The organism is Fibrobacter sp. UWH9 (assembly GCF_900129715.1).
GTDB lineage: Bacteria > Fibrobacterota > Fibrobacteria > Fibrobacterales > Fibrobacteraceae > Fibrobacter.
Window position 1 is genome coordinate 1 of record NZ_FQWP01000004.1, and the last position, 16,892, is coordinate 16,892.

A 16,892-nucleotide genomic window follows, 5' to 3' on the forward strand; every position below is an offset into this window, starting at 1 on the left:
CTCAACACAATCAGGCTGGGCGTGTCAAACGCAAGGATCGAGGCGACGAACAACAAGATAAAGCTACTGATACGGACTGCCTATGGCTTCAGGAATATGAACAACATGCTGTCGCTGATAATGTTGAGCTGTTCCTATGTAGATGTAAAGATAGCCTACGAATGGGAATCGGAATCGAGAGAATCATCTAGCAAGGCTGCCTAAATGCTTCCACACATGTTGATGATGCCTCTTTTTTTTAACATTTTTATCTAAAATGTGTTCCCGGCGATCTAGCTGGGATTTTTTTATGGGTTTGCTTCTTACTAAATTGTAAGCCATGAATTTCCTACAGAAGAAGCCCGTATTTTTCCTGGCAGCATCTGCTGTCTTCTTTGCAATTCTATTGATCGTTTTCCGCGATTTTGCGTTTGACTCGACGCAGCTGATGCTGAATAGCGACCAGCTGAACGGTATCGGTAGCCGCATTTTGCGTACCTTCGATGTCATCGTGACTGAATGGGACGATTCCCGCCTGGGCGGTGTGCCCACGATCGACGCTCTTTTTGCCGACGTCTACCATCCGCTGGTCTGGTTCCAGTTCCTGATGGATCCGGCCAGGGCTGTGGGCTTCAAGTTCATCCTCACTTTGCTGGTGGCTTTTATGAGCGCCTTTGGCCTGGGCTGGCACCTGACCGAAAATAAGTGGTGGGGTGTTCTGCTGGGCGGCCTCTATGCCTTCTCTCCGGAATTCTTCACTTACCTCTATGGCGGTCATGACGGTAAGATGATGGTGTTTGCCATTGCCCCGCTGGCCTTGCTTGCAATTCGTAAGGTAGTCCGTTGCGGAAGCTTGCCCTATATGGTTGTGCTGGCCTTGTCTGTGGCCTGGATGATTCTTGGTTCTCACCTGCAGTTGACTTACCTGTTCCTGTGGGGCGCAGGCCTTTATACTCTTTACGAAGTGGCTTTCCATTGTGATGCTCTGAAAACTCGCGGTAAGCGTCTGGGTCTTGCCGCTATCGGTTTGGCTTTTGGTCTTGCCATTTCCTGCTTCCAGATTGTTCCCCCTTATCTCTATACCACCACCCAGTCTGTCCGTGGCGATGAAGGCCATACCAATTACGGTCACGCTGTAAGCTGGTCCTTGCATCAGGAAGAAATGGCTCAGATTCTGTTGCCGGGTTTTGTTGGTGTTGACGTTTACGAACAGAACGAAAAGACTGGCGATATTGAAGGCAGTTCCTTCATTGGTTTTACCATGGACGAGTACCGCAAACTGGCTGGAGGCTCTCCGTTCTATTGGGGTCATAACGCATTTAAGCTGGACCATAATAATGCCGGTGCCTTGCTGACCTTCCTTGGATTCCTCTGCCTGTTCCTGCCGGGTAAGCGCCGCTATGCCGCTTTCTGGGGTATGGGTGCCGTTGTGGCCCTGAGCTACGGTATGGGCGACCATTCTCCGCTGTTCAAGTTGTGGTATAGCGTTCTGCCGGGTGTAAAGAACTTCCGTGCTCCGGGTATGGCCCTGTTCTGGTTGCCCCTCTTGCTGGTGATGATGGCTGGCCCTGTTCTTAAGGCCTTGACTGCTGGTTCTGCTGCCGAAACTCCCGAAGGCCAGGCTGCCGCTGCAGACGATCGCCGCGCCCTGCTTCACGGTACGGCCATGTATGTGATCCTGTTGGTGCTGGCTGTGGTTGCCCGTTTTGCCTGGACCACCTTCATTGGCCCTGTAGGCCTTGTGGTGATGATCCTCTTTGCGCTGGCATGCCTCGGTGTCATGAGCCTGGATGATCAGAAGAAGTCCTTTAGCATTGCCAATTTTGTGGACTCCTTTAAGGCTGGCCTGCCGGGAACCCATCGCGGTGTGCAGGCTTGTGTCCTCTTCGGTTTCGCTTTCCTGGGTGTGATGCTCATGAGCGGCCAGAAACTGTTGAACGATCCTATTACCGCTCCGTATTTTAAGCCGCTGAACGAAATCGTCATGAATGCCACCGCCGGCAAGGTAATCCCTGGTTTCGTGCTGGTCCTTGTGGTGATTGGCGTTGCCCTGGTTGTGGCCCGCTGGAAGGCTAGTGTTGGCGCCAAGGCTGGTGTGCTGGCTCTGGCTGCCGCTCTGGACCTGTTCATGATCAATGCCGCCTTTATCCAGAACGTTCCCGCTTCTGAATACCTGCAGCCCAACAATGGTGTTATCGCTGCAGTAAAGGCTCCCTTCAAGGCTGATTCCCTGAATACGCCTCGCGTTCTTTCTCTTTCCCGTAACAAGGCTCTCAGCGGAAATGTGTTCCCCCAGTACCACATGCGTAATGCCGATGGTATTCACGATAACGAACTGGCTAGCTACCGTGCATTCCGCGGCGGTCAGCAGGACGCTAACTATCTGATGAACGTTAACGACCCTCAGGCTGCTCACCCCTTCCTGGATTTGATGAATGTGGGCGCTATTATTTTCGACAGCCGTCAGGGTACAACTTACATGCCTATTCCTACGGCCATGGGCGAAGCCTACATCTTTGGCGAAGCTGTGGTGATGGATGATGCGGCAGCCATTAAGACTTTGCAGGAACAGGCTGCAATCAGACAGCCGGAAGTTTCCGTGTCTCCTGTTGCAGAAACAGCTCCCATGGAAGGCTCTGTTACGGATAGCGCTGCCGTGGATTCCGCTCTTGCTGCCGAGCCCCGTCAGGAAATTGCCGCTCCCAAGTATGCCGATGTATCTGGTAAGTTCTTCTATCGCGAAAAGGTGATTCTTTCCGAAGCTCCTGCTAATGACTATAAGGGTAGCGTCGCCGCTAGCGGCCCCATCCAGGGTTCTGCAAAGGTTGTGGCTTCTCCCAAGATGGATACCCAGGTGTTCGCCGTAGAAGCTGACCGCCCCGGCTTCATGGTGGTGGCTGGTAACTACCATCCGTACTGGAAGGCTTACGTGAACGGTGCTGAAGCCAAGGTCTACAAGGCATTCGGAACCCTCCGCGCTGTAGAAATTCCTGCAGGCAAGTCTGAAGTCCGCATGGAATATCGAAGCACTCCTTTCCACGCCGCTGTAAAGGTTAGCCTTGCTGCCCTGATTCTGCTGGTGGCTGTTGGCGTATTTGCCGCCATCAAGAAGCGTTAATGGTAACGGGCCTATGGAACTGCAAACTCGGGTAGAAATTCCTCCGTCGACGGTACGGATTGATTACACCGGGAAGCTTGCTTTCATAGGCTCTTGTTTTGCCCAGAACATTTCTGAAAAATTCACCCGTCTGAAATTCAGGACTCTGGTGAATCCCTTCGGGATCATCTACAATCCCCTTTCCATCGAATATATGGTGGAGCGCATTGTCAACGGCGAAACCTATTCGGCCCGGGATGTGCAGGAAGGGAATGTTTTCCTGGATGGTGAAAATTGGAACTGCTGGGACTTTCATGGTTCCTTTTCTGCGAAGGATGAAAATTCCTGTATCGAGGGGTTGAATGCTGCTGTTCTTGGTGCCCGCGAGTACCTGAAGTCTGCAGACGTGGTGTTTATAACTTTAGGCACCGCCTTTGTGTATTTCTTGAAGCAGACCGGGAACGTGGTTTCCAATTGCCATCGCCGAAATGCAGATCTGTTTGACCGTCAGTTGATTTCTGTAGAACGGGCTGCTGACGCGCTTAATTCTGTTGTCTGTAATTTGAGACGGTTGAATCCCGACGTGAAGGAGGTGTTTACCGTATCCCCCTTGAGGCACCTGAAGGATGGCGCTTACGGGAACAATCTTTCGAAGTCCTCCTTGCTGCTGGCCGTGGATCAGGTGGTGAAGGCGAATCCGCAGGTTGAATATTTCCCCAGTTACGAGATTGTGCTGGATGAATTGCGGGACTACCGCTTTTACGATTCCGACATGATCCACCTTTCCGAGGTGGCGGAAGATTACATCTTTGAACGCCTGCAGGAAACGTATTTTGACGAGGCTGTTCGGGAAAATGTCAAGCGGGTTGAAAAGTTTTTGAAGTCCGCCAATCACAGAATCGTCGATGCGGCTTCTTCCATGAACAAGGCGTTTGCATTGAAACATCTGGACATTGCCCAGGATCTTGAAAAACGGATTCCCGGGCTGGACCTAAGTGCCGAAAAGACGTACTTCCTTTCGCTATAAAAAAAGACGGACGCTCATGCGTTCGCCTATTTCTTTTTTAGGTCTGCATTGTTAATTTGCGGACCCCACAAATATTAAAGTCCTAGGGCTGGGCGCCTCGTCCGGGGGGCGTCTTTACAAAGTAGATGACGCAGGGCACAATGAGGCTGATCAGGCACAGGATGGCCATCAAATTGTTGAACCAGTCTGCCTTATGGAGCGTGGCCGGGACCAAGGTCTCGTTGACCAGTACCAGGAGTGCCGCAAAGGCGATTCCCGGGATTAAGTAAGAAAGTAACTTGCTCATAAGTGTTCTCCTATTTTTCCACGTTCATAAAACTAACATGATTTTGGCTGGGGTAATGTAAATTTTGGGAAAATTTTAGGGGTGGGTAAACGCAGGAGGGATTGTCTAACTGGGAAAATGTAAAACGCCTGTAAAATCGCGTAACTTGTTGGCTGTCAATGAGTTGAGATGTTTTGAAAATGTTATTTTTGACAGTATGAATATGAAATTTTCTGCATTTGCACTTGCTTGCCTAGTCGGATTTTCCTTTGCCGCTGATCCCCGAATGGAACAGGGCGCCCGCTTTGAAGCCCAGGGAAACTTCGAGATGGCTCTGGGTGAATACCGTTCTATTTTGGCTGAACAGCCCAAGAACGCCGAAGCCTATTTTGCCGCAGCAGAAGTCCGTGTTAAGATGAAGGACTATAGCGGTGCTTTGGCTAACTATCGACTGGCCTACAAGTTTGATCCCGCCATGAGTGCCGCCTATGAAGGTGCCGCCAAGGTTTATGAATCGTTGGGTCAGAAGGCTAAGGCCGAAGCCGAACGCGCCAAGGATCCCAAGAATAATCCCGCTCCTGCAGAAGAGGTTGCCGCTCCTGTTGAACCCGCTCCTGCCGCTGAACCGGTCAAGGTTGCCGAACCGGCACCTGTCGCTGTTGAAGCTCCCAAGGCAGAACCGGTGGCCGAAGCTAAGCCCGAACCGAAGGTTGAACCTAAGCCTGAAGCCAAGGTGGAACCCAAGGCTGAACCGGTCAAGGTTGCCGCTGAACCTGCCAAGGAAGAAACTGCTCAGGCACTTCCTTCCGATCCTTTTGAAAAGGGTAAGGCTCTGTATGCCGAAGGTAATTATGCCGATGCCGCCAAGGCTTGGCGCGAAGTGCTGAAGAAGACTCCTGGCCACGCCGGTGCTTATTTCTACGCTGGCTTGACCCGCTTCCAGCTGGGCGAATACGAAAAGGCCGAATTCAACTTGAAGAAGGGTCTGGAATATAAGGAAGAAGGCAATGATGCCAATTACTTCCTGGCTTGTGTCTATCAGAAGATGAACAAGTCTGACCTAGAAGTGAAGTTCCTGGCTAACTACATGAAGAAGGCTGCTCCTAACGGCAAGTACCGCAAGGCTGCCGAGGAACGTCTGGCTGAAATCAAGGCTGCAAAGGCTGAAGCTTCCAAGACCGAAGAAAAGATTGCAACTGCCGAAGCAGTAAAGCAGAATGTGAAGGCCGAAAAGATGGACAAGTCTGAAAAGGCTGTCGAGGCTTCTGCCCCTAAGGCTGCTGAAGAAACGGAAGAGTCCGATGTGGCTGCCGCACCTTCTGCTGTTCCGACCATTGCCAATGCCAACTTGCTCTTTGGCGCCGGCAGCTATGAAATGGCCCTGCAGATGTACAAGGCTTTGCTGGAAACGGAACAGAATCCTGAAGAACGCTACTTTACTATGCTCCAGCTTGGCAATGTCTACCGCGAACTCAGAGATTTCCACAGCGCTGTCACCCGCTACCGTGAAGTAGTCCAGCAGTTCCCGGATTCCGATTGGGCTACCGAAGCCGAACGTGCCTTGGAAGATGCCGTGTGGCTGGAAAAGCACGCCAAGGAATTGCCCCGCCGCGTTCGTTAAGTTTGTTGTTTAGACCATAGAAAAGTCCCCGCTTTGCGGGGGCTTTTTCGTTTGTGAAAATCTTTTCGCTTTGAATGTAGACGGTTTGACATTATATTTGGGGTGTGCCTGCGGGATTGGTGTTTTGGGTGTCGCAGGCGAGGATGGGTATGAAGTATTCTGGAGTAAACTTGAAGGCGCTGGCTTGCGTTGCCTGTGCTATGACTGTTGTAGCGGTGGCTGATCCCCCTGCAAATTTTAGCGGTTGGGAACTGGTCTTCGAAGACAACTTTGACGGCAACACTCTTGACACCAGCAAGTGGAATCCCACGTACAACTGGGGACACACTCACAATCACCGGGCCTATTGTGACGAGGCGAACGTTATCGTCAAGGATGGCAAGCTGATGCTTAAGGCCGAGGCGAAAAAACATCCCAAGGCTCCCGCATCCGCAAAGTTTGATGGCAAGGAGATTCCCGTAGACTATACTTCGGCGGCCATTGATACCCGCGGCCATTTCGAGGTGAAGTACGGCTACATCGAAGGCCGCTTCAAGGCACCCAAGCACAAGGGAACCTGGCCTGCCTTCTGGACTTTGCAGGACGGCTGGCCTCCCGAAATCGATATCCTTGAAATTCCTGCATCCCGAAAGCAGCATCATTACTATTTGCATTATACAAACCCTAGCTGGTACAATGACCATGGTTCCGCCTGGGATCACGAGGCTTCTTTTGGCGGACACAAGGATGATAACGTAGACCGTTCCGCAGACTTCCACACCTATGCGGTGGAATGGGATGAGTCAAACTTGAACTTCTACTTTGATGACAAGAAGTTTGCCAGTTATAACCGCCCCACAGAAATCAAGCAGTTGTCGGCTCAGTACATTATTGTGAACCTGGCTGTGGGCGGATGGGCCGGAAACGACATCGAGGTGACCGCGAATAATCCGGCCTACTTTGAGGCGGACTGGGTTCGTGTGTGGAAGGCTAAGCCGGCAAAGCCTGATACGGTGATTTTCTACAATGAAGCCTTCAAGACTTGCATGCAGCCTAGCGACGAAAAGAAGTTGGTTCTAGGGGACTGCGCCGATGAAAAGTCTGTGGCCATTATCAAGCCGCTGGGTTCTGCCAATACCTTCCGTGTGGACTTTGGTGACATGACTTTGGAAATGCCTAACGAAACTACGGATCCTGGCGTTACTGCCGGTGTGTACGCCTGGAACGGCAAGAATCACCAGAAGGTTGTCTTTGAAAATCAGTACAGCAATCAGTACCGTCTGAAGATGCTCCATAGCAATCATTACCTGCGTTCAACCTCTGACGGTGCCCGCGTGGTGCAAGACTGGAACGATAGCTGGGAATGGAATCAGAAATGGCGCATCATGAAGCCTAGCGAATATGTGGCTCCCGGTGCCGACACAACGGCCAAGGATACAGTAACGCAGGATACCACGAAACAGGACTCCACGTTGTCTATCGGCGTTAGGAATCTTCGGGTAGCAGGTCGCGAAATTGGCAACGCGTATGGAAGCCGGATTTTCCGCAAGAACGGAATGCTTTACGTGGAATTTGGAAACGGAACCGGGGAATCGAAAATTTTCGATTTGAGAGGCCGCAAACAGTAATAAAAAAAGTCCAAGGTTTTGACCTTGGACTTCTTGTTTTTATATGATTTTTTAAATCACCTGGACCAGCAGACCTTTAAGGTATTGTCCTTCGGGGAAGGCTGTATTTACCGGATGGTCCATGGGCTGGCCGAAACGTTCGATAATTTGTACGCGACGGTGGGCATCGGCTGCGGCATCGGCGATAATCTTCTGGAACAGGTCCATTTCCATAAGGCCGGAACAACTGAAGGTTGCCAGCATACCGCCTTCGGCCAGAAGCTTCATGGCCAACAGGTTGATGTCCTTGTACCCGCGGCAACCCTTTTGCAAGTTGTCCTTGGATTCCACGAACTTGGGCGGGTCCAGCACGATAAAGTCAAAGGTCTCAGCGCGGTCACGGCACTTACGCAGATACTGGAATACGTCTGCTTCTACGTGGGTAGCGTGGGCGGTAGAAAGCTTGTTGCGCATGATGCCTTCCTTGGCCAGAGCCAGAGCGTCCTTGGAAACGTCTACCTGATAAACCTTTTCGCAGCCACCGCGAAGGGCGTAAAGGCCGAAGCCTCCTGTATAACAGAAGCAGTTCAGCACCTTCTTTCCCTTGGCCAGTTCGCCAACACGACGGCGGGCGTCACGCTGATCCAGATAGTATCCGGTCTTGTGGCCGTTCTTCACGTCGATGGGGAAGAGAATTCCGTTTTCGTTAATGACTACAGGTTCATCGGGAACTTCGCCGTAGACCACGCCAGTGCGGAGGGGAAGACCTTCCTTCTTGCGGACGTCGGAATCGCAGCGTTCATAGATGCCGCGGCAGCCAGTCTTTTCGGCCAACAGCTCGTAAATAATCTTGCGGTTCACTTCGGCGCCGGCTGCCAGAATTTCTACGGAGTAGATGTCGGCGTACTTGTCGATAATGCAACCGGGAATGCCGTCGTTTTCGGCGTTAATCAGACGGAATGCCACGTCCTTGTCGGCGATGTCGAAGCCGCGGCTCTTGCGTGCGGCAATGGCTCGATCCAGAATGTCGCTGAAGAAGTCTCGGTCGATGTTCTGCTTTTCGCCAAAGGTCCAGAAACGACCACGAATCTGGGACTTGGGGGAATAGGCGGCAAGGCCCAAAAAATCGCTATGGTAGCTGTAGACTTCTACGACGTCGCCCAACTGGGGATCGCCTGTCACTTCGTCGATAGCTCCGCTAAAAATCCAGGGATGGTAACGGAGGGCTGACTTTTCGCGTCCGGCTTTCAAGGTAATTGCTTTCATGCTTTAAAATATAGAAATTGAATAAAATGTATCTTTGTCGCGAAAATTTGGAAGTTGTTAAATGGATAGGAAAAACATTGTGGGGCTGATGGTCCTGACTGGGTTCTTGCATGCTATTTGTGGTTGCTCCGATAGTGGAACGTCTGCGACAGGACCGACGGCCTTTTTTTACGATGGTGAATTTAGTGGCGTGTCTACCCGTGATATGGAAAGCCTGTGCAGCAGGCTTCAGAAAGAAGTAGATGCTCTTGGAGAGGATTCTGTTTTCTGTGGAGAACACTCTGCTGACTATATTGTCTATATTCCCAGGAGGGAAGCCGCATCTCTTGACGAAGTCCTACTGAAAAAGACTGAAGAATGTGCTGAAGCTTTGGATGAATGGCGCAGACGCTATAAAAAATGATTTTTATTTCAATATAAGACTGACCTATGTTTGAATCCCTGTTTCAAAAATACCCTTTCTTTCGTAAGATTCCTGCAATCCTTTGCATGGCGATTATCTTTAAACTTTCGTCAATGACCTCGGCGGAACTGGAGGGGCTCCCTCATGTTTGGGACAAGTTGGCTCACACTTGTGAATATGCCACCTTGGCAGGGTGCTTTTGTATGTGGTGGACTCGTGGCCAATGGACGGCTAAATCCTGGTTTCGTGTTGTTATAGTAATGTTGCTGGCTCTTGCCTACGGTTGCACCGATGAATACCATCAGCGTTTTGTAGAAGGCCGTAGCTGCGATGCCATGGATCTGATTGCAGATACGCTTGGAGGTCTTATTGGCGGTTCCGTCTACGTTCTGATTGTGAAAATCCTGAACCGTTATGATCCGCTGCCCCAAACGGAATCCGATGAATCTCCGGATTCCGAAGAATCACTTTAGGGTCTTCAGTACAGAATCCACTCGGGCTGTAATCTTGTAGGTGGCTTCGCTGCAGAGGTGGTCGTTGTCGTAGGCCAGGCTGTTGGAATAGTCATGATCGCCCATCTTGTTTTCGTCAAGCAGGACGAAGTTCGGATATTCCTTGGTCAGATTCTTGATTTGACTGATGACTTCCTTGGCAGTGCTTCTTTTCATGCCGTGTCTTCCGAAAGCGCCTGTCTTCTTGTACTTTGGATTCTGCGGGAAGATGACTCCCACGACCTTGATTTTCTTGCTGGCGGCAGTTTTGAGAATAGACTTCAAGGCTTTCATCGAATTTTCCAGAAGCTCCGGATTCTTGTCGAAAATCGTGGAGTCCGCTTCGACTTCAGCGGTTTCGCCCCAGGATTGACAGGGGATTCCTAAAAGACGTCCCTTGTCTGTTGTGTACTTGTGAGCGTCTTCTACGCCGAGGCCGTTTTCGGTGGCGTCTAACAGACCTGCGGGAATGCCTTTAGCCCAATAGTCATGATTGGCATCGTACGCATAACCGGGGTAATTGGGAGCGTTGACGGCGAAGAAATTATCGCTGCCCTTTCCGTCTGTTTTCCACCAGAAGTCAATGTCGATAGAAAGTACGATATACTTTAGCTTCTTGGCATTCTTGTAGATGTACTTATTGAGGTAATCCTTGGTGGCGTAAATAGAATTGGGGGCGTGGGCTAGGTTTACGGCGAAGAAATCGTCTTTCAGCAGATATGGGCTTAAGGAATATAAGGTACGTGATGATCCCATGAGGGCCACTTCCATGGAGTCGATGTACCTCCAGAGCAGTTCCATTTTGTAACGCATGATGACTGAGGACCAGACGTCGTTTGCTACTAGGTAGGTTCCTGCGCTATCTTGGTCAATTGTAGTATCTGGGACTGGTCTTGCAGCAAACCACATGCTGGGATGCCAAAGTTCATCTCCTTCTACAAGTTCAGTTGTACTGCTGTCCTTGATATTGACCAGGGCGATTTTTTCGTGTACTTCGTTTGCGTTCGTGAGGGAGGCAATTACAAAATTCTTGGAAACCCATTCGGTGTGATCGAAGGTTTTCTTGCTGGGGGCTCCGACGCTCTTTATCAGTTTGCCGGTGCTGTCGGCGATGAACATTCTTTCATGAGTATGGTAGGACTTCCCAACGAATTTTTTGCCGGTGGTCGAGGCGAAGTCCAGGAAAAGGGTTCTTCGGGTGCTGTCTTTAGAAAGGCTGACGTTGCAAGCCTGTTCCTTGTTGTACCAGATTGAATCCTTGGAAGAGTTGGTTAGTCTAGTTCTTCCGTAGGCGAATTTCGTTCTTAAAAGCTGGGCCCCTGTGACGGCGATTTTTCGGTCTACGCTAACGCCTCCGTGGTAGGCTCCGTCTATGATTTTCCTGGGTGTGCCGAAAGTCTCGTCTCTAAAGGAAACTTGCCAAGTGGAATTAGACTTGAATTGTGCCTCGTCCTTGTTGCTTTGTTGGCTGGTAACGTAAACGATAGTCGTATCGCCGTTAGAGGATACTTGCCAGCGGGGGATTGCAGCGGCTTCTACGTCTAATTTGTGGATGGTACGGTTGTTGGAATTCAGCTCTCTTACGTAAATCGAAGACTTTCCGGGAACGCCTTCGGGCTTGGTACAGTAGGCGACGTATTTCCCATCGGGGGAAATATCCGGATGATAGGCAGAAACGGTATCGTAAAATTCCACAATCTTGGTCTTGGTCAAGGAGTAGTCGATATAGACCAGTCTTTCTGTAATGTCGTTGCGGAATACGAGTTTTGTTTTGTAGGTTCCCGTTAGCTTTTTAATTGCGTCTGGGCTTAAGATCATGTTGATGTTGCTTTCGGTCATGAGACCGCTGCCGTTTAGCCAGGAAGGCGAAGGAATCTTTCCGAAGGCGAGGCGGAAACCGACGTAGTCGGCTTTTGTCGAAGAGGTGACTGTGTAGACATCACCGCGGCTGAACAAGCTGATTGCGCTTTTGGGATTGCGAAAACTGCCACCCTTTACGATGCGTTCTCCAAGGGAATTGCCTTCGTAAGGCCCGACGTAGTTGTCCATGATCGTGTCTTGCGGGTAATCGAGCCAGTCGTTTACCCATTCCATGACATTGCCTGCCATGTCGCAGAAATCCTTGCTGCCAGAGGCTTTCTTGCAGACCTTGTGAGTCTTGTAGTCGGAATTGTCGGCGTTCCAGGATTTGTTTAAATCCCAGCTGGTGTTTGCTGCAAAAATCCATTCGGCTTCGGTGGGGAGGCGGTAAGCGTTTGCGCCGGTGTTCAATGCCAAATTTATAATGCTTGTGCAGTGTCCATCGCTATCGAAGGTCTTGGTGGTGTAGGTGTAAGCCGTATCCCGTTTTTCCTTTTTGCTTAGGGCGTTGGCATAGACGATGGCGTCGAAATAGGTGACGTTCACGATGGGGAGAGAATCATTTTCGCATTTCTGGACAGGGGACTTCGATCCCAGTTCTTCCTTCATGACTTTTCGGAATTCGCCGCAGGTGACTTCATGCCTTCCCATAGAAAAGTCGTAAGAGAAAGTGGTCTTCATTTTGGGGCGTTCATTGGCCTTTGCGGAATTGTCGTCTGTTCCTACAAATCCGTCTGACCCTGATGCCCGAACTAAAATAAAACCGTCAATGTCTGAATCCTCTACGAATGTGGATTCAGATGAGGTGGTGTCTGTGCAGCTACAGATAAAAATCAGTGCCAGAAGAAAAAGAGACCGCAACATTGTTACCCCCCAAGTAAAATGATTTCTCTCTTCAGTTGAATTCCGAATTTTTCGAAAACTTTTTGTTGAACGTACTCGCTAAGAGCCTTGATGTCTGAAGCGGTGGCGTTGTCTGCGTTGACAATGAAGTTGGCGTGAACCGTGCTGACTTCTGCTCCGCCAATGCGGTAGCCCTTGAGTCCTGCCTGCTCGATGTAATAGCCTGGAGCGATTTGCTGAGGCATGTCTTCGGCACCAACGTCAAGGCGTTTGAATGTGGAACCTGCGTTGGGCATATTTAAGGGCTGGCTTGCCTTGCGCTTGGCCATGCACTCCTGCATTTCGGTTTCCAGAGTGTAGCTATCTTTGCCGGACATCTCTGCAGGTTCTAACTGGAATGTTGCGGACAAGATAATTTCAGCTTGACCTTTGGCACGGTCGTCGGAGGAAACCTGAAAACCGCTGTGCCTATAGCCAAAGTCGCACTGGGCTGCGGTTCGTGTATGTACGGTCCCATTGGCGTCAAGGCTTTCTACTTCTACGCAAGTCTGGCAGATTTCCTGACCGTATGCGCCTGCGTTCATGTAGATGGCTCCACCTAACGTTCCTGGAATACCGGCTAGCTTGTGTATCCCGCTGTAACCCATCTTAATGGATTTGCGCGCAAATGCGCCGAGGGATACGCCTGCTCCAACCTTGAACTTGCCATTTCCAAGATCCTGAACTTCAGAAAATGATTTCCCCAGGGTGATGATTCCGCCGCCAAATCCCTTGTCGGAAACTAACAAGTTTGTTCCGTTACCAAGAACGAAAAAGGGGAGGTTCTGGTCTGCCAGTCGTTTCCGCACATCGAGGATTTCGTCTACGGATTCCACCTTGAAAAAATAGCGGGCCTCTCCTCCGACTTTGAAGGAGGTGTGCCTACTCATGGGTTCATTTTCTAAGATAACCATTTCTCAAATATAGTTATCGGTTATGAATTGCATGAAATTTGATCTTTTTGAATGTGATTTTGTTATACTTATAGACGTTTAAATTTTGATAATCTAAATGACCAACGAAGAACTGAAACAATTCAAGGCCTCCATTTCTATCACTGCCGTGGCCCAGAGCCTTGGGGTGAATGTGGTGCGGGGTAAATGCCGCTGTTTTTGTCCACAGCGCCATGTCCATGGAGATAGAACTCCTTCTGTTTCAGTTTCTGAGGAACGGGGGTATTTCCGCTGCTGGGTTTGCGATGATATTCGCGGCGATGTGATTTCGCTTGTGCAAATTGTACGGGATTGTTCTTTTACCGAGGCCCTGGCTTGGCTTATGGAACAGTATCCGTTCCTGGTGCCTGGCAATGCGCAAAAGCCTGTTTCCCGTTCCGATGGCCCCGGCTTGCGAACCATAATCAATGGACGTCAGGTAAGCGTGCCTGCGGCACCTCCTGCTGAACCGGATCTCAAGGAACTTGTTCCCGAAGAAGATCGCAAGCGTATCGTCCTTTCTTTTTTGAAACGTCTCAGTCCTGTAGACAATACTCCCGCTGCCCGTTGGTTGGCCAAGCGTCGAATCTATAAGCCGGTGTGGGACCGTATGCTCCTTCGAACCATTGTGGATTACGAAGCGGTAAACAACAGCCTGAAAGCGGATTTTGGTGTCGAGGTTTTGAAGTATGTGGGGCTGTTTAACGACAAGGGCAACCTGCGTTACTACAAGCATCCCCTGATTTTCCCCTATCTGGATAAGGAGCGCAGGGCATTCTATTTCCAGTCTCGCGCGATTGACAGTTCCGTGGTTCCCAAGGAAATGAACTTGAGGTCTACGGTTCCCTTCCCCTATAATTTTTCGGCGCTGGATGAAAAGCCCGGCTGGGTCTACCTTTGTGAAGGTTGTGTGGACACGCTGACTTTTTTGGGGCAGAAGATAAACGCTGTAGGTATTCCGGGAGTAAGATCCTTTAAGGTGGAATGGCTAAGCTACTTTAAGAACAAGAATGTGGTTCTCTGTCTTGATCATGACGAAGCTGGGAGAAGCGGTATGGAATATATCGGTAACCTGTTTACTCAGGCTGGTATTCGAAGTGTGATTCTTGGTGAAGGCATGGAGGGTTTGCCGACGGCCATGAAAGAGGGCGAGGACATTAATGACTGGTTTGGAGGAAAGAAGTGATGAAGAAGTTTTTTGGAAAGATTAGAGATTTTTTCAAGTGGCTATCGGGTACACTGGTCATCCGGATTTTGGCCTTCATTATCAAGTGGATTTATAGACTGATCAACTTTATCCTCCGACAGGCCCTGTTGATCTGCATTATTTATTCTACCGCGTTTACGGTGGCGGCTAGCTACTTGATTTATCGTGTCTTTATCTACGGCTATGACATTTATGAAAGTGTTGAGGAACTGAAGGTTACTCAACCCGAGAATTCCAAGTACATGGAAGCCTTGAGGGATTCCAATCCAAATGTTCAAATCAGACATACCTATGTACCGCTGGATTCTATAAGCACCCATCTGCGTAAGGCGGTTATTGCCAGCGAAGATGCCGGCTTTTATTTCCATCCCGGTTTTGACATTCGCGCCATTGCGGAAGCCCTGGATGCAAACCAGATGGCCGGGAAGACTAAGTTTGGCGGTTCTACCATTACACAGCAGCTGGCCAAGAACCTGTTCCTTAGCGGTGAGCGTTCTTTTGATCGTAAGTTCAAGGAATTGGCCTATGCCTTGTTGATGGAACATGAACTGGGTAAGGACCGAATCCTGGAACTTTACCTGAACTACGCCCAGTGGGGCAAGGATATCTTTGGTTGTCAGGAGGCTTGTCTTTCCTATTACAAGAAGAGCTGCTCCAAGATCAGTCTGGACCAGGCCATCAATCTGGCCGCCATGCTTGCGGCACCGGCAAAGCATCACCCCAATATGAGGGAGAGCCAGTTCATGGCTAAGCGCCGTGCTGTTATCTATCAGAATATGTTCCCCAAGAAGGATAGCGTTCTTGTGGATTCCCTGAGGCAGTTGATGGCTCCTCCTGCGCAGCCGTTGACTCCTGTGGCTCAACCACAGCCTGCAACCGAAAAGAAGGTTAAGGCGAAGGCTTTCAAAAATCATTAAAAGTGCTATATTTTCAACGTCTAAATTTTTTTTCTTAAAAGGACAATAAAATGGCTAAGAAAGATTCCAAGAAGAAGGTCGTCCTCGCTTATAGCGGTGGTCTCGATACCTCTATCATCATCCCCTGGCTCAAGGAAAACTATGACTGCGAAGTGATCGCTTTCGCTGCTGACCTCGGTCAGAACGATTTCCCGGATGCTAAGGCTCTGGAACAGAAGGCTCTCGCAACTGGCGCTTCCAAGTGCTACGTCCTGGACCTCAAGAAGGAATTCCTCGAAGACTACGTATGGCCCACCGTCCGTGCTGGTGCCAAGTACGAAAACACCTACCTCCTGGGTACTTCTTTCGCTCGCCCCCTCATCGCCAAGTATCAGGTGAAGATCGCTCAGAAGGAAGGCGCATACGCTGTTTCCCATGGTGCAACCGGTAAGGGTAACGACCAGGTCCGTTTCGAACTGACCTACGCCGCTCTCGATCCGACCCTCGAAATCATCGCTCCGTGGAAGGACTCCAAGTGGAACATCCACAGCCGTGAAGACGCTATTGACTACGCTGCCGCCCGCAAGATTCCTCTGAACGGCATCAGCAAGAAGAAGATCTACTCCGAAGACGGCAACCTGTGGCACCTCTCTCACGAAGGTGGCATCCTGGAAGAACCGGACAAGGAACACAAGTACGATATGCTCAAGCATACCGCTACCTACGAAAAGGCTCCCAACAAGCCGGCTCACGTGACCATCGGCTTCGACAAGGGTACTCCGGTTTCCGTCAACGGCAAGAAGATGGACGCAGTTGAACTCCTCGAAACTCTGAACAAGATCGGTGGCGAAAACGCTTGCGGTCTCCTGGACATCGTTGAAAACCGCCTCGTCGGCCTCAAGAGCCGCGGCGTTTACGAAACTCCGGGTGGCACCCTCCTGTACAAGGCACACGAATGCCTGCAGCAGCTGGTTCTCGACAAGGAAACCTTGTTCGAAGCTCAGAAGATGTCTATGACCTATGCAAACCTGGTTTACAATGGTCAGTGGTTCACTCCGCTCCGCCAGTGCATGGACGCCTTCTATGACGAAGTCAACAAGGTTGTTACCGGTGAAGTTACCCTCAAGCTTTACAAGGGCAACATCATTCCGGCTGGCATGAAGAGCCCCTACAGCCTGTACGACATGAACCTCGGTGGCTTCTCTGATGTCGAAATGTACGACCAGAAGGACGCTACTGGCTTCATCCGTTGCTTCGGCCTCCCGCTGAAGACTCGCGCTCTCCTCCTCAAGAACAAGACCAACGTCAAGTTCGGTAAGGAAGTGAAGCTCCCGAATAAGTAGTAGCAAAGGGAACCCCATGGTTCCCTCTAGACTCCTT

The 16,892-nt window shown here is 50.3% G+C and carries 14 protein-coding genes; 10 read left to right on the plus strand and 4 right to left on the minus strand.

Annotated elements, in window-relative coordinates; genetic code table 11:
- The 3 genes from BUB94_RS04555 to BUB94_RS04565 form a co-directional block, all read left to right on the plus strand.
- On the plus strand, nt 1–204 hold a 204-nt coding region (locus tag BUB94_RS04555), incomplete at its 5' end, for a transposase (protein WP_139258420.1).
- A gap of 115 nt (nt 205–319) precedes the next feature.
- Nucleotides 320–3,097, plus strand: a complete 2,778-nt coding sequence (locus BUB94_RS04560) for a glycosyltransferase family protein (RefSeq protein WP_254793670.1) — start codon at nt 320–322, stop codon at nt 3,095–3,097.
- A gap of 13 nt (nt 3,098–3,110) precedes the next feature.
- Entirely contained in the window at nt 3,111–4,103 is a 993-nt protein-coding gene (locus BUB94_RS04565) for a GSCFA domain-containing protein (RefSeq protein ID WP_073234585.1), read from the plus strand.
- Nucleotides 4,104–4,185: 82 nt separating this feature from the next.
- Here BUB94_RS04565 and BUB94_RS04570 read toward each other — a convergent pair whose 3' ends face one another.
- On the minus strand, nt 4,186–4,389 hold the full coding sequence (locus BUB94_RS04570; protein ID WP_073157004.1) for a hypothetical protein: 204 nt from the start codon (nt 4,387–4,389) through the stop codon (nt 4,186–4,188).
- Between the two features lie 196 nt (nt 4,390–4,585).
- Between BUB94_RS04570 and BUB94_RS04575 the strand changes: the two genes are divergently transcribed.
- Complete coding sequence (locus BUB94_RS04575; protein ID WP_073234588.1) at nt 4,586–5,989, plus strand: tetratricopeptide repeat protein; 1,404 nt, start codon at nt 4,586–4,588, stop codon at nt 5,987–5,989.
- A 149-nt stretch (nt 5,990–6,138) separates the two neighbouring features.
- A complete protein-coding gene (locus BUB94_RS04580; protein ID WP_073234981.1) occupies nt 6,139–7,596 on the plus strand; it encodes a family 16 glycosylhydrolase in 1,458 nt (485 codons plus the stop codon).
- A 51-nt stretch (nt 7,597–7,647) separates the two neighbouring features.
- Here the strand turns inward: BUB94_RS04580 and BUB94_RS04585 are convergent, their stop codons facing one another.
- A complete protein-coding gene (locus BUB94_RS04585; protein WP_073156995.1) occupies nt 7,648–8,841 on the minus strand; it encodes a class I SAM-dependent rRNA methyltransferase in 1,194 nt (397 codons plus the stop codon).
- Nucleotides 8,842–8,902: 61 nt separating this feature from the next.
- Here BUB94_RS04585 and BUB94_RS04590 point away from each other — a divergent pair, with 61 nt between their 5' ends.
- Together BUB94_RS04590 and BUB94_RS04595 are read left to right on the plus strand one after the other, a co-directional pair.
- Nucleotides 8,903–9,244: a hypothetical protein gene (locus BUB94_RS04590; RefSeq protein WP_073234590.1), complete on the plus strand. Its 342-nt coding sequence runs from the start codon at nt 8,903–8,905 to the stop codon at nt 9,242–9,244.
- An 86-nt stretch (nt 9,245–9,330) separates the two neighbouring features.
- Nucleotides 9,331–9,717 (plus strand): VanZ family protein, encoded by a 387-nt coding sequence (locus BUB94_RS04595; protein WP_254793672.1) that lies wholly within the window; start codon nt 9,331–9,333, stop codon nt 9,715–9,717.
- Here BUB94_RS04595 and BUB94_RS04600 read toward each other — a convergent pair.
- Together BUB94_RS04600 and murB are read right to left on the minus strand one after the other, a co-directional pair.
- Complete coding sequence (locus BUB94_RS04600; protein ID WP_073234593.1) at nt 9,709–12,459, minus strand: TIGR02171 family lipoprotein; 2,751 nt, start codon at nt 12,457–12,459, stop codon at nt 9,709–9,711. The genes BUB94_RS04595 and BUB94_RS04600 overlap by 9 nt on opposite strands.
- A gap of 2 nt (nt 12,460–12,461) precedes the next feature.
- Nucleotides 12,462–13,391: a UDP-N-acetylmuramate dehydrogenase gene (murB, locus tag BUB94_RS04605; protein WP_073234596.1), complete on the minus strand. Its 930-nt coding sequence runs from the start codon at nt 13,389–13,391 to the stop codon at nt 12,462–12,464.
- A 97-nt stretch (nt 13,392–13,488) separates the two neighbouring features.
- On the opposite strand from murB, the gene BUB94_RS04610 reads away from it, so the two are divergent.
- From BUB94_RS04610 to BUB94_RS04620, 3 genes are read left to right on the plus strand one after another with little or no spacing between them, the layout of a single operon-like run.
- On the plus strand, nt 13,489–14,595 hold the full coding sequence (locus BUB94_RS04610) for a CHC2 zinc finger domain-containing protein (protein WP_073234599.1): 1,107 nt from the start codon (nt 13,489–13,491) through the stop codon (nt 14,593–14,595).
- Nucleotides 14,595–15,533: a monofunctional biosynthetic peptidoglycan transglycosylase gene (mtgA, locus tag BUB94_RS04615; protein ID WP_073156976.1), complete on the plus strand. Its 939-nt coding sequence runs from the start codon at nt 14,595–14,597 to the stop codon at nt 15,531–15,533. The genes BUB94_RS04610 and mtgA overlap by 1 nt, the downstream gene beginning before the upstream one ends.
- A 50-nt stretch (nt 15,534–15,583) precedes the next feature.
- A complete protein-coding gene (locus tag BUB94_RS04620) occupies nt 15,584–16,855 on the plus strand; it encodes an argininosuccinate synthase (RefSeq protein WP_073156974.1) in 1,272 nt (423 codons plus the stop codon).
- The last annotated feature ends 37 nt before the right edge of the window (nt 16,856–16,892 follow it).

Excerpts from the sequence above, each read along its gene's own strand:
- BUB94_RS04560 (WP_254793670.1), top strand. The coding sequence starts at position 320 with ATGAATTTCCTACAGAAGAAGCCCGTATTTTTCCTGGCAGCATCTGCT.
- BUB94_RS04565 (WP_073234585.1), top strand. The coding sequence starts at position 3,111 with ATGGAACTGCAAACTCGGGTAGAAATTCCTCCGTCGACGGTACGGATT.
- BUB94_RS04570 (WP_073157004.1), bottom strand. The coding sequence starts at position 4,389 with ATGAGCAAGTTACTTTCTTACTTAATCCCGGGAATCGCCTTTGCGGCA.
- BUB94_RS04575 (WP_073234588.1), top strand. The coding sequence starts at position 4,586 with ATGAATATGAAATTTTCTGCATTTGCACTTGCTTGCCTAGTCGGATTT.
- BUB94_RS04580 (WP_073234981.1), top strand. The coding sequence starts at position 6,139 with ATGAAGTATTCTGGAGTAAACTTGAAGGCGCTGGCTTGCGTTGCCTGT.
- BUB94_RS04585 (WP_073156995.1), bottom strand. The coding sequence starts at position 8,841 with ATGAAAGCAATTACCTTGAAAGCCGGACGCGAAAAGTCAGCCCTCCGT.
- BUB94_RS04590 (WP_073234590.1), top strand. The coding sequence starts at position 8,903 with ATGGATAGGAAAAACATTGTGGGGCTGATGGTCCTGACTGGGTTCTTG.
- BUB94_RS04595 (WP_254793672.1), top strand. The coding sequence starts at position 9,331 with ATGGCGATTATCTTTAAACTTTCGTCAATGACCTCGGCGGAACTGGAG.
- BUB94_RS04600 (WP_073234593.1), bottom strand. The coding sequence starts at position 12,459 with ATGTTGCGGTCTCTTTTTCTTCTGGCACTGATTTTTATCTGTAGCTGC.
- murB (WP_073234596.1), bottom strand. The coding sequence starts at position 13,391 with ATGGTTATCTTAGAAAATGAACCCATGAGTAGGCACACCTCCTTCAAA.
- BUB94_RS04610 (WP_073234599.1), top strand. The coding sequence starts at position 13,489 with ATGACCAACGAAGAACTGAAACAATTCAAGGCCTCCATTTCTATCACT.
- mtgA (WP_073156976.1), top strand. The coding sequence starts at position 14,595 with ATGAAGAAGTTTTTTGGAAAGATTAGAGATTTTTTCAAGTGGCTATCG.
- BUB94_RS04620 (WP_073156974.1), top strand. The coding sequence starts at position 15,584 with ATGGCTAAGAAAGATTCCAAGAAGAAGGTCGTCCTCGCTTATAGCGGT.